This is a genomic window from Paenibacillus sp. FSL M7-1046 (assembly GCF_038007405.1).
Taxonomy (GTDB): Bacteria; Bacillota; Bacilli; order Paenibacillales; family Paenibacillaceae; genus Paenibacillus_AQ.
Genome location: NZ_JBBOXB010000001.1, coordinates 5485370 through 5498218, shown reverse-complemented (window position 1 = coordinate 5498218; position 12849 = coordinate 5485370). Strand labels below are relative to the sequence as shown.

Below are 12849 nucleotides of genomic sequence, written 5' to 3'. Positions count from 1 at the left end.
AACCTGTTCCCCGCTTTTCGATAGACTGTACCGATACTAGACCAAGTTTCCAAAAGCCCATTCGCCGTCCCTTTGCTTACCATAGGCTTGAGCCCATTTTTCTGGCCGCTTTGTTGGCGATAGCCAGCAAGCTGACGCTGACAACCGCTTTGAACAAGCCTGCTGCCGCCGCATAAGAGAAACGGCTGTTCAGAATCCCCATGCGGTAGACATAAGTGTCGATAACATCCGATACATCCCGCAGGATCGGATTGGTAGCCAGAATCAGAATGTCCTCAAAACCGGCATTCAGAATGTTGCCCACTGCCAGAATCATAAAGATGATAATAACCGGCCGGATGCAGGGCAACGTGATCAGCCTAATTTGCTGGAAGCGGCCCGCCCCGTCAATGGAAGCGGCTTCATACAAATGCGGGTCAATACCGGCAATGGCTGCCAGATAGACAATCGCCGCAAAACCGATTTCTTTCCACACCCCCGTTCCAACGAGTATGCCCCAGAAGTATTCCGGCACTGACAGAAAGCTGATCGGCTCTGAGGTAAGATCCAGGCTCATCAGCAGCATGTTTACGCTTCCATTATCCGTCGAAAGCATCGACCCTACGAACCCGCCGACTATGACCCAGGAGAGAAAATGCGGCAAATAGCTGACAGTCTGAATGATCCGCTTGAACGCCATCCTCCGCACCTCATTCAGCATCAGCGCCAGCAGGATGGGTGCCGGGAATCCGAAGCATAGCTTCAGCAGGCTGATGACAATCGTGTTGCGCATCACCGTCCAGAAGTCGGGCGAATTGAAGAATGCTTCAAAGTGCTTCAGCCCGACCCAAGGACTTTGAAAAAAACCGCCGAACAGCTGATAATCCTGAAAGGCCATCAGCACCCCATACATCGGCAGATAGCTGAATACGAAGATAAAGATCATTGCCGGTACAACCATCAGCTGAAGATCCCATTGCCTGATCCATCTGGACCAGGAAGAAACAGAATTCCCTTTCTTGTAAGATAAGGCCCTTGGTTCGATTTCCACAATTGTCATCCTTCCTGTGTCTTTGCTTTACACCTTAATCTTATGTCGCACAGGAAGGACGTACCAGTACCGTGGTCAACGAAAAATGTGGTCTGGCAATGATGACAATCAGCAGCTTGTATGCGGACCAATCATCTATTCCTCTTCCTCCGGCAGCTTGATGGCCTTCACGTTGTCAATGTACAACGTACCACTGCCTTGGGTTCCGCTGCCCTGGGCCACATAGAAAGCAAATTCCTTGATAGAGCCCAGATCAATCACACCGTTGCCGCTGGTAGCCCACCCCGGTTTGGCAAAACCGGTAAATGGAAGAGTGACCAGCACCGGTGCAGTACCTTGGATCTTGAAGCTGGTTTCCCACACTTCACCGTTCGTCTCATGGAACTGGACAGCCAGCTGACGGTTCGAGCCATCCGGCTGCAGCCAGAAGGATATCGCTTCCATCCCCGGCCATTCCTTGCCCATGCTGCGGTAGACCCCCGCGTAACCGGGATTCCCAATCGTATAATCCAGCTTCAGGCCGTAGGTTCCGCTGTTCGTATGGTAGGTGTCGAGTGTTACCGTCGCTGCGTTGCCTGAGACGTTGCGCTGCCATTTCGCACGCAGACTGCTGTTCGAACCGCCGTAATCCTCGAAATCATCAATCACATAGCTGTCCACCGGCGGAGGAACAAACGGACCGTTGCCGGTTTCACCGTTGTTTAATGCGCGGGGATGGCTGTAAAGTGATTGAATGCCGCTGAGAGAATTTTTATCGGTCAAATATCCGGACCAGGTCATGAAATATACGTACCGCGGCTGTTTCTCCTGCAGCATCTCCATATCCGGCAGCTCCCCGTTCTCCCCGATCGCAATGGGTCTGCCGCCGCTCAGCTGCACCAGCTTGTTGTAATACGTATCACGGTAATCGTTGTTGTAAATATCCATCGCCAGCACATCCACCTCATCATGTCCGGGATAATAAGGGGCGGAATCATAGGCCCAGGAGCTTTCCGCATTCGGGCTCCACACCCAGATTAAATTGTCCAGCCCATGCAGATTGGTGAAACGGTCGTACATATTGTGCCACAGCTGCCGGAACAGCTCGGGACGCGCCCCCCACCAGAAGAATTCAGCGTTCATCTCGTGATAAGGCCGCCACAGCACCGGGACCCCTTCATCCCTTAGCTGCTGCAGATAACAGGCTACTTCGTCCATTTGTGCCGCCCACTGATCATACAAGGCTGTACCGGGAGTTACGATATCCGTCATCTGGGCAACCGTAACATCGCCCGTGACACTTTCCCAGCCAGCCGTTGGCGCATCCATCGGCCTAGGCTCATGATAGGTCAGCGTCACCATGGCTCCCGATTCGCTTTTCACAATGGCCTCGTCGATCATCGCCTGGCGCAATGCGCTGAAGTCCCCGCCGGTGTAATAGGCGAAATCCGAACCCCACAATGCCGGGTAATATCCGGTCAGCTCTGCTGCCGTGTCATACCACAGGCTGGGTTGTTCGTAGTAATTATGCTGCCCCGTATAAACGGCATTGCCCACCGTGGCGTACAGCCGGTCCAGCAGCTCCACTGCCTCTTCCGAAGCATTCGGATTCACCGGATACATCTTTTCTGTGGTCACCTGGAGCGCACTAGCAGCTGACACCGCAGTACCTTCGCTGACCGCCTTCACCTCGACGTCATACAAACCTTCCGGCGACAAGCCCTCCAATTTGTATGCATACAGTGCTTGACCGGGAACATACGGCACCGTTACATTTTGCCACTCGGTATCAGCTGCTTTTTTATACGAAATCTTGTAAGACTTTACGCCAAAAGGACCTGAAGAAGCTTCCCATTCCAGATTGGCGGATACACCATCCTTACCGGTCACTGAGAATCCCGCGGGTGCCCCGGGTGCAAGCTCCAGCGGAAGCTGCGGAAGTTTGCCGATAACAACCTGATCAAGGAACAGCTCCGCACCAGTAGTGTTACTCACTGCAAACCGCATGGACTGGGCTTCTGCGCCGGTGAGTACCTGCTGCTCCAGCCGTTTCCAGCCTAAAGACGCCTCCGCTGGCAGCGGGTGCGTAATTGTGTCATTGTCCTGATAGACGGCAAGACTTACTGTAGCCGGCGGGACTGCCGCCTCAGCTGAAGATCTGCTCCAGTACGAAACCAGATAAGAGGCATCGCCTTCGGCAGCCATCTCAGCGGTCTTAATTCCTGATTGGTTCAGGAGCTTCAGCGCATACCCTCCCGAGTACGTGTCATAAGTTACCGTCTGCACGGTCCCCGTGGTTTCCCAAGGTTCTGTACTTCCGCTCTCGAAACCGCTATTAGAGACAAGGTTTGTCCCCGGAGTTGCTTCGAGTCCCATCACCGCATCTGAAATGTTGCCTGCCGCATCCTTGGAGCGCAGCATAATGGCGTACACTGAAAATGGATCCAGCTGACTTAGCGTATAAGTGTGCATTGTGACTGTCTCCTGATGGGGTACGGTCACTGTGCTCCAGTCCGGCGCGTCTGTTTTTTTGTACGACAGCTGGTAGGATGCTACGCCCATATCATCCGTTGATCCCGCCCAAGTCAGCTTCAACGCTTCCGGCTCATGCTCGGCCTGCCAGACACCAGGCGTTGTCGGCCGTTCGATATCCACATTTTCACGAATGACTGCATCGTCAATATAGTAATCCTTGCTGGTGCTGTTCCAGAACGATAGACGGACATGCTGATCCCCGGGAGCGGGGGTATACAGCAGCTGACGGTATTCCCAACTCGTCGAACCCGAGAACTGAAGACTTTGTTTGCCCTGCTGCGTGCCGAATGAATTCATATCAATTACAGCATGGGTCACTCCTGTTCCGGCGAATTTGACCCATAAACCGACACGATAGGTTTTGCCTTGCTGCACCGCCACAGACGCCGAGGCTCCCCCGGTATTCCGTTTCACCTGAAGACTTTTATCCCCTCCATGCTTTTCACTGGCAGTCACTACAGGGCTACCCCACTTCTCCCACCCGACATCACCTGACTCAAAACCCGGATTACCGAGCAGATTCTCTCCTGCCGCACGCGATGGAGCAGGAAACACAGCGATCGATGCAATAAACAGAGCGACGGCCAGCCAACCATGGAACCATTTTTTGCCCGTTTGTGCAACCACTTTGTTCAGGCCTCCATTTGAAAAAGCCGGTTTATATTCGATGTTGGCATCGTCCGGCCCCTTCAATGTAAGCGTTACCATTTAACTGAACAAGAAGCATTTGCAACGAAAAGTTTGTTTTAGCAACGACTAATTTGAAAAGGTCACCCCTGCTGCTGTTTATCCCTGTCCGTAACTGCCGATATACGAAAAGCTCCGTTGCCGCAGGAGACGGCGAGCACCTGTCCACCTGCGCAATCGACAGCAATCCCCTTCCAGCGTGGGGCACCAAAAGATAGATTTTCCCACTCCTCCCAGGACAAACCTCCATCCCGGCTGCAGACGACCCGGGCCTCCGTTCCGGTACGAACCATCGGCTCACAGGCCAGAATCAGCAGGTCTTTGCCGGAGTTTCCCTTCCCCACAGCAAGCGCCGAAACATTGAACCGTTCTCCCTCCCCGGCCGGGAACAGCTTGCTCCAGCTTTGCCCGTTATCTTCGCTGCGCCATAACCCTTCCGAAATAAATCCCGCATACAGGGTGCCTGCATGAGTGGGCGAAAACGCCACTGCATTTAATACAGAGGACGGGCTGCTGTACTGAAAAGGAAGTCCTGTACCGATGGATTGCCAAGTGTCCCCGCTATCCTCCGACCTCCAGATTCCCTCCGTCCATTCCCCGAGCATAAGATGTCCTGCCTGATTGTAATCTGTGTCCAGCAGTTGATTGGCTCCACAGGCATTTTTGACCTGATAGACAACCACTGACAGCAGCTCGGCTTCAATCCACTTCTTCTGATGCGGCAAAGTTGCTAGATGCGACGGAGGACGGAATGACGTCTGTTCCCAGGATTCTCCCCCATCTCTGGAGCGGTAGATTCCAGCTCCGGCGGCCATCTCACCGTCCACATAAGCATAAAAAGTTCCTGGGTTGCCCCTATCTTCCCGCAATGCCTGGACGAACAGCCCCGGACCAAGGGAAAGTACGGCTGCCGCGCTGTCACCTCCGTCACGGCTCCGTGCAATGCAGGCCGTTCGCCCATGCCCGACAAGCCCGTACAGATAATGCTTGGAGTCTGTTCCGGACATGACGGCAGCAGTACTGCCTGAGTAGCCATCCAGTCCCGGTAAATTGCGGAAGGTCTGCCCGCCATCCTCCGTGATCTTGGGCGGATGGTCTGCCATCGTGACGCAGAACTTCCCCGGCTGCACCGTGTCAGCGATCACCGCTTCCATGCAGGTCGTTTCCAGCCCCCGGAAATGATTCGCCCGCCAGCTCTTCCCCCCATCCTCGCTGATTGCAACTCCATACCAGTTGCATAGATAGAGGCGGTCCTTGCTGAAGCGGTCAACGATGATTTTGGAGATCGCCCAGCCTGTTGCCGCCGCCCGGGATCCTCCGCTGAAATGGTCCATATACGCCGGAAAGCCGCTGAGGTTTTCATCGGAATGATGATGGAGCAGTTGCCAATGTCCACCCCCGTCACAGGAAACATACAGTGGAATCGGTGGACACTCCTTCATATGCGGCCGCAGATCCGGGGCCGTGTACCACCTTTCCGTGTGATGGCAGTCCTGCACAACGGTCCCGTATCTCTGTCTGCCAGGCAGCAGACCTTCTTCCGTGGAAGCCCAAGTCCTGCCGCCATCGGTGCTGCTCCGGATTCCGCCCCAGATCGTAGCCGCCAGCAGATGCTGGTCATCAAGACTGTCGAATGTCAGCTCGGCAAAGCTGGCCCCTTCCTGCAGCAGCTCCCAGGATTCTCCCAGATCAGAGCTGACATACAGCTTGCCTGACCTGCCCCGGGGCTGATCCTGAAGCAGACCCAATACGCCGCCTTCGCCAACTTCAACATAATCCATGTTCAAATCGTCATCGCTTATTGTTCCGGCATACAAGACACCGGGAACAGACGGGTGAAACGCAACGCAGCCAAACCGTTCCTCTGGAAGCCCCGTGCGTCTCCAGGTCTCGCCTTCATCCCGGCTGATCCAGAAGCCGCCGGTATACCCTCCGGCAGCGATTATGTCCGGGTGATGAGGGTCTGCCGCGATCACCTCACCGTACATCCTGGTGGGACCATTGCCATAGAATCCCATACCCGTGCAGACTTCCCGCCAGCTGTGCCCGCCATCAGCAGATTTATGGACCGATCCGTAGAACTTCCGGCTCCTGACCTCCCCGGAGCAGCGAAACAGCACCTCCGGGTGATGCGGACTGATCGCAAAGCTCTGCACCTGATGGTGATACGCCTTCGTCAGCCCGCCATTCAGCGTTTCCCATGTCTCCCCGCCATCAGAGCTGCGGAAGACACCCGCTACATCGCAGCGGGCATACACAATCCCGCTTATGTCCGGGTGCTGAATAAGCCCCGTGATGTATCCGCCTCCACCCAGTGAAGCCGGAGTCCAGACATGCGCAATATTTTCGATATTATTCATAATGCTTAATACCTCCTCTACATCTCTTCAAGCTTACACCCGGGCTTCAGTTACGGGCATCCCTGCGAACAACGAATTGTGCCGCTGGGCAAGGAAGATACTTTCATCAAAAAGTTATAAAGCTACCCATTCACACAAACAGAAATGATAGTCATTGCATCTCTTATACTATCCAACCGGAAAGAGGTGTTAACTATGACGGAACGTGCAAGAATTCGCAGGGCCATTGCTGCACTGCGTGCGCAAAGAGCCATTCTGCGTGAACAGCTGGAAGAAATTAATGAGAATCTACGCAGAGTGCCTAATCCCAGCCGGGCCAGACGGGAACTTTTGGCAGCGAGAGTAGCCATCAGAGAAGCATTGCGTTTAAATGCCATCGCCATTCGGCTTTTGCGCAGTGTGCTGTAACCGGATTATGCTAAAGCTAGTGCAGTAGCAGGCATCCTGCGAACTAGATTATCGAGCATCCTTTGGGATGCTCTTTTTTGTAGGCAGATCCTATATATCCGAAAAAAAAGAGCACCAGGACTCTCCCCGAATGCTCTTTTCTCTGTTGCCAAGACGGCTTAAGCACGGCTTTCCTGCTGTAGCCGGAGTGCCAGTTCTGGAAATCTATCTTCGCATGCTTTAATCTCTTGGATAATCCATTGCCATTATATCCATAAAAGGCACCTTGACCAGCTCTTCCTTACAGCTGAGATGCACCTTGCCCGTACGCGAGTCCATGCCGACAATCTGCCCCCGGACCTGATCTTCCTTGCCCCAAACCGTCAATAGCACTTCAGAGGCCTCTTGCATCGCTTCCGTCAGTTGATTGCCGATTTCCTCCAGCACAAATTCATCTCTTGTCGGCCGTTTGGCCACCTTCGCTTTTGCCACACTATTCCTCCGTTAAAATAAGACTGTTTCCATGTGTTATTCCATATAAAGTGAATGTCATTTTTACTCGCTCATGGATGTTATCGAGTTAATTATAGCAATTACACTTAAGCGGTGAAAAGAGCGTAGTGATTATGTTCCTCCAACCGAACTTCAGCTGTTTCGCATAAGGAGCTATTCTAACAACTACTCTACGTAGCTTAACATTTCCTGCAGGTCTGAACAAGGTAATCGTGATTTACTCCTTCTGCTGTAGAGAGTAGTTCAGGCCCTGATTAAACAGATTCAACGCCTGGGTATCCGCACTGGATTTGTACGATCCCTCCATTGCTGCTCGATTTTACTCTGCTGTGTGATTTTGCCAGATTGATCTTGTTACAGAATTTCAACTATTTGGCCGATGCTCATTTATTGTAAGGTTCTTCCCTTTTGTCCAATCCATATAATTAAATTTATTGCCAAATTTACCTTATAGTTGTATGTTTAGTGTTGTTATATATTTTCTATATTTTGGGAGGTATACAATGAAAAGGATTTTATTGGTTTTACTTTTAATCGTATGTTTTGCATCAACTGCATCAGTAGCGTCTGCAGAAGATACTGGAGATGGATTCCGATCAGCAATTACGCAAAAAGATTTTCAAGAAACTGTCGTTGGTGGCCAGGCAAAACTAAAAATACCGAGTGCTTCAAATCTCAACCCAATAAAAGACAAAATACTTGCTGAATATTTCATTACAATTAATTCAAAAAACGGAGTTACCTTTGATGGAGGAGTGATCTACGATGGTGATGAATGGGAGTTAGTTATATTCGGGCATAGTGGATGGTGGCCAAAATCTCTACCTAATATCACCGGAAAAACGGTAGATCTCAAATTTGGAGGGGAAGTAGATAATAGAGGGGAATATATCGTAAAACTAACATTAACTGTGGATGGAACTAATTACAGTATTTCCCTCGACAAAAACTCAATAGCTGGTGATGCGCCACTCGGATGGCTGGCAGAAAATCCATATTATGCTGGACTCAATACCGTTGGGTATGAATTAAACCTAGTTCCCAAAGCCGAATATGCCTCAACCTTTTATCATAAATTAACAAACACTAACAGTACCAAAAGAGCATATTTTTACGGCGCAGAATTTTCAATTGCTGTTCCAATTAAAAAAGCTGGCGGAACCTTAGATTTGAGTAAGTTTTCCTGGATTCATAAGAAGAATAGCGACGATGCTCAGTATACCCAACCACTAGTTGATCAAATAGTTTATGATACTTATAATCAAACATATTTATATACAACTATGGACTTCAATTATATCCCTTAATAGGTAAGTTGACCCGTCAGGTTAATGTCTGACGGGTTATTTTGTGTGTAGTCTCTAAATTTCCAATCGTCCTATCACAAAATTGGCGCCGAATTTAAGCTTTAAGCCTATCACTCTTTAGAGGAATACGCACATACACACAAGTACCCTGTTTGGAAATACTCTCGAATTTCAATCCGTATGTTGTACCATAGGCAAGCTTTAACCTCTCATCAATGTTGCGGACGCCGTACCCTCCACCTTTTCGTTTTCTGTTGTCCCCTTTGAAGATGGCACCCAGTTCTTCAGAATCCATACCAATACCATCGTCTAACAGCTGTATGTTGAAGCTCGTCTGCCGATGCCGCTGAATTGGTTGCCTCTGGTTCTGACATTTCACTAGCCGAGTTATTCGTATTGTTGTTGTTGCCACCACATCCGGAAAGAGAGAGCACGAACATTAAAGCGATTACAAGAGAGAAAACTGTGTTTTTCTTTAACCTTTTCACTTTGAAACCTCCCTTTATATTCTTAATTCTCCTTACAATTTAATTCTAGTGATTCCTGCGTGGGGAGGGTACCAGTCAAAGTTACGATAGACTTAGAATTCCTAACATTACACAGTCAGTTTGAATAGTAAACCTTTCTCTTCTACTTATTATTCCGCTTCAAGAATAAACCGGTTCCATTTCTGCTGCCATGCAATATCGTCCCAGAACGGATGATGCGGAGCACAGTTGGAGCATAACGTCATTCCCCAGAAGCCAAGTGACTTCCCTTTTCGCAGTGCATACTCGGCAATGAATTTCCCGACAGGACCTTCCTCGAAACCAGTATGCAGCGGCGTGTAGCCGACATAACCCTCACCGATAACGACTGGAATTCCTGAATGACGTACCCAGTCATGAATTTCCTCAAAGCGGAAATCGATCTTCTGCAGCATAGCCAGCTTATGGGCACCGTAACGATCATATAAATATAGGTCCCATTGATCAGGATCAGCCCAGTCATGCAAGTATATGAGCTTCATCCCGACCGGGTTGCCCTCCATTCTCCATTCCTGCCCTTCCGGCAGCGTCCACTCCTCAAATGGAGGCGCATCCTCTCTTAATAAAGACTGGACAAAGGTGTTAGGAAATGACATTCGCTCATCATTTAACCCTGCCGCATCCATGAGTTCATTCAATACGCCCTTTATATAGAGATGATAGTGAGCAACCTGCATATTGCGGGCAACATAAGCCTTCGGATAAGCTTCGTTTAGCGTGTAGCTGGCCGTCATCAGTATATCGGGATGCTGCTTCCGGAGATAATCAATCGCTTCCTCTATATAAGGCTGCATGGCTTCAACCTGCTTAGGCGTATCTGTTTCCCCGATACCCTGTTCAACGCCCACTGCGGTAAGCTGGCCGAATTCCACCTCATTATGAAGCTCGGCATAAACGATTTGACTGGCTAACCCTTCATGCTTAATATACCGGATGAGCTGATCCATAGACCTGGCAATTGACATAAAACGTTCCTTAGGAGCAATGGAGGCCAGTTCGTCGCGCAGAGCGGGATAGGCCAGGAAGCTGGGGCTTTGCTGATATTCCCATGAAGACAGCATAATATAACACCCATGCGCTTTGGCCTGTCTGAACAACTCCAGCAAATGGGCATGTCCGTCCAGCTCAGCTCCGCCGCGGCAGTTGTACCATCGAGTCCGCTGCCCCACTTCCCCCAGACTCCCAAAATGTAGCGGCCCCGGCCGCTTGCCTTCCGCAGTGAACAATAAGAAAGGCATCGCACAGATCCGAATTGTATTGTATCCTCGATCCACCGCTTCCTTAAATCTTGCTGCAAGATCACTGTAAGGCTCTCCAGGCAAAGTCATCGTATACCAGGAGAAATCCCACATCGTGATGGTCAGTTTGCGCGGCAAATTGTTATGTACTGAATTCATTTTTATCACTCCTTAGCGTTTGATTACCGGGAGAACAAGCAAAGAAAGAATACTGTGACAAATGAGCAGCAGGATATCACACTCGGGAGCGTTGTCACATTATAAGAGTATTGTTGCCCTAGCAAACTACCCGGCGGATCTTCGCGATCACCAGGTAGTTTGCTAGATTTATTTGTTCAATTCCTGTTCAAGTACACTGAATCCATTCGGACGATAGATGACAAGCACTTCTTCCGGCAGAGGATGTACTGATACAGTGATGTTCATTGTCAGAATATCTCCCGGTTGCATCTCAGGAATTACTTGCTGGACTACCCTTTCATCTGCCGAAGACACAGTTAAGTAGTAGTCTTGTACGGCATAGCTGGGAATATCATTCCGGCATTTCAGTGTTACCTCAAGCTCACCTTCGTGCCACACAGGTGCTCCCGCCAGCAAGAGCGGTGAAGAAATCTCACGCAAGGCTGCAAATGAAGGCTTCACCCGGTTATAGATATCCAGCGAACCATGTACCCGCTGTTTCAATTTCCCTTCACCGTCTTCTCCCATTTGCGTACGGTAATCATTTAAGCTGAAGAAGATTAACGCTGCGAACTGAGGATATTGACGGTAAATTTCTGTTTTCCCCAAAAGTATCTCGGTTCGTCTAGGATCTCCTCCCTCATAAATTGGCTCGCAGAGTCCGTACTCTGCCACAACAATGGGCTTATCCGGATAATCGGAAATAATCTTCTTAATCACCTCATGCTCGTCCAAATCACCATGCCATGTTCCGATATAATCATTCCACATTAATAAGTCCCCTGCTCCGGTAGCATCAGTGCCCGGCTGGAAGTGAATCGTGTTGCTTACATAGTTGACGAGCCGGCTTGAGTCCAGTTGCAGAATCTCCTGCTTCAGCTGCTCCATGTACCGAAGTGTGATCTCCGATTGGCCATTCAGTTCATTTCCCATACCCCAGGCAAATATACAAGGGTGGTGCGAATGATCCGCAATCATCTCCTTCGCTTGTGATAACGCTAATGTAAAAGTGTTCTGATCCGGCTCATCAGGCTGCTGCCAATGCGGGATCTCTTCCTGCACCAGAATCCCGTTACGGTCACACCAATCCAACAGCTCGCTGCCTTGCTGCCAGTGGAAACGTGTGATCACACAGTTGGCTTCCTTTAGCATCTCAAGCATTGCAATAAGGTCTTCCTGCTTCTCGGCCAATCCTGTCACCGGATTAGAACCTGGCATCCATTCTACTCCCATCAGGCGGACAGGCTCACGGTTTAACCAAAGCTCACGCCCCTTAACCAGGATCTCACGGAAACCAAAATTCACAGCCACCCGGTCTTTAATCTGCTCTTTCTCCCGAAGCGTGAGCTCAAGCCGATACAAATGCGGATGATCAAAGTGCCATAGATCCACCGGAGATAACTGAACATCAGTAAGCTGCCAGGTCATCGTTTGGGGAGGTAAAGGCCGTACCTCATACCAGATTCTCTCTCCATCTTTAAATATCCCGATCTCCACAGTCGCAGCAGCGGATGGTTCACACAGATATACTTCTGCATTTACCTTTCCAGTAGCCTTATTATCACCTTGTCCGAATTGGACTTCCGGGCTGACTTTTATGTGTTTAATTGCTGTTTGCCCGGTTACTATGAGCTTTACGGGCCGGATTATCCCGCCGTCATCCGCCCAATCAAAGCTATTCCCTAGAGGAAGCGCCTGATCACTATTCGAATTATTCACTTTTACCGTAATCCGGTTCTCCACGCCACACTGAATATTTGCTGTCAGGTCTATTTCAAATGCGGTATAACCCGAATTGAAGTGCGAACCGGATTGATGTCCATTAACCCAGATCACTGCATCGCGATATATAGCTTCAAAGTGTATACGGATCCGGCAGCTCTGCCATTCCTCCGGAATACTAAGGGTATACTCATACCACCCGGTTCCCCGGTAATCCTCCAGACCTTCCTGCACATTCCATGTGTGCGGAACGGTAACGTTCAAAGGAGCAGGCAAGCCTATGGCTTGCCACTCACCTTGTTCCCCCAAATTTGCAGCGTCCGGTTGAAATCTCCAGCCTTCGTCCATACTCACCACTTGACGCCCGTTAGTAAGCAAAATATT

Annotated in this window: 9 protein-coding genes; 2 read left to right on the top strand and 7 right to left on the bottom strand. The window is 50.1% G+C overall.

Annotated features, from left to right (window positions below; genetic code table 11):
• Positions 1-76: 76 nt before the first annotated feature.
• The 3 genes from NYE29_RS24460 to NYE29_RS24450 form a co-directional block, all read right to left on the bottom strand.
• The gene (locus NYE29_RS24460; protein ID WP_144024255.1) at positions 77-940 is read right to left on the bottom strand and encodes an ABC transporter permease; all 864 of its coding nucleotides are present in this window, start codon (positions 938-940) and stop codon (positions 77-79) included.
• A gap of 225 nt (positions 941-1165) precedes the next feature.
• On the bottom strand, positions 1166-4252 hold the full coding sequence (locus NYE29_RS24455) for a glycosyl hydrolase (RefSeq protein WP_340897849.1): 3087 nt from the start codon (positions 4250-4252) through the stop codon (positions 1166-1168).
• Positions 4253-4314: 62 nt separating this feature from the next.
• Positions 4315-6591: a hypothetical protein gene (locus tag NYE29_RS24450; RefSeq protein ID WP_340897848.1), complete on the bottom strand. Its 2277-nt coding sequence runs from the start codon at positions 6589-6591 to the stop codon at positions 4315-4317.
• A 195-nt stretch (positions 6592-6786) separates the two neighbouring features.
• Here NYE29_RS24450 and NYE29_RS24445 point away from each other — a divergent pair, with 195 nt between their 5' ends.
• Positions 6787-6999 (top strand): hypothetical protein, encoded by a 213-nt coding sequence (locus tag NYE29_RS24445; protein WP_076109421.1) that lies wholly within the window; start codon positions 6787-6789, stop codon positions 6997-6999.
• Positions 7000-7218: 219 nt separating this feature from the next.
• Here NYE29_RS24445 and NYE29_RS24440 read toward each other — a convergent pair whose 3' ends face one another.
• Positions 7219-7470 carry a YolD-like family protein gene (locus NYE29_RS24440; RefSeq protein WP_038593259.1) on the bottom strand — a complete coding sequence of 84 codons (252 nt, stop codon included), beginning with the start codon at positions 7468-7470 and terminating at the stop codon, positions 7219-7221.
• Between the two features lie 524 nt (positions 7471-7994).
• Between NYE29_RS24440 and NYE29_RS24435 the strand changes: the two genes are divergently transcribed.
• Positions 7995-8798, top strand: a complete 804-nt coding sequence (locus NYE29_RS24435) for a hypothetical protein (RefSeq protein WP_076109420.1) — start codon at positions 7995-7997, stop codon at positions 8796-8798.
• A 94-nt stretch (positions 8799-8892) separates the two neighbouring features.
• Here the strand turns inward: NYE29_RS24435 and NYE29_RS24430 are convergent, their stop codons facing one another.
• The 3 genes from NYE29_RS24430 to NYE29_RS24420 form a co-directional block, all read right to left on the bottom strand.
• The gene (locus tag NYE29_RS24430; protein ID WP_340897845.1) at positions 8893-9177 is read right to left on the bottom strand and encodes a sensor histidine kinase; all 285 of its coding nucleotides are present in this window, start codon (positions 9175-9177) and stop codon (positions 8893-8895) included.
• A 258-nt stretch (positions 9178-9435) separates the two neighbouring features.
• Positions 9436-10722, bottom strand: a complete 1287-nt coding sequence (locus NYE29_RS24425; RefSeq protein WP_076109418.1) for a cellulase-like family protein — start codon at positions 10720-10722, stop codon at positions 9436-9438.
• 168 nt (positions 10723-10890) lie between these two features.
• Positions 10891-12843 carry a glycoside hydrolase family 2 protein gene (locus NYE29_RS24420; RefSeq protein WP_340897844.1) on the bottom strand — a complete coding sequence of 651 codons (1953 nt, stop codon included), beginning with the start codon at positions 12841-12843 and terminating at the stop codon, positions 10891-10893.
• Positions 12844-12849 lie beyond the last annotated feature (6 nt).

What these genes read in the sequence shown, in the direction of transcription:
- NYE29_RS24460 (WP_144024255.1), bottom strand. Translation starts at nt 940, where the DNA reads ATGGTTGTACCGGCAATGATCTTTATCTTCGTATTCAGCTATCTGCCG.
- NYE29_RS24455 (WP_340897849.1), bottom strand. Translation starts at nt 4,252, where the DNA reads ATGGTAACGCTTACATTGAAGGGGCCGGACGATGCCAACATCGAATAT.
- NYE29_RS24450 (WP_340897848.1), bottom strand. Translation starts at nt 6,591, where the DNA reads ATGAATAATATCGAAAATATTGCGCATGTCTGGACTCCGGCTTCACTG.
- NYE29_RS24445 (WP_076109421.1), top strand. Translation starts at nt 6,787, where the DNA reads ATGACGGAACGTGCAAGAATTCGCAGGGCCATTGCTGCACTGCGTGCG.
- NYE29_RS24435 (WP_076109420.1), top strand. Translation starts at nt 7,995, where the DNA reads ATGAAAAGGATTTTATTGGTTTTACTTTTAATCGTATGTTTTGCATCA.
- NYE29_RS24425 (WP_076109418.1), bottom strand. Translation starts at nt 10,722, where the DNA reads ATGAATTCAGTACATAACAATTTGCCGCGCAAACTGACCATCACGATG.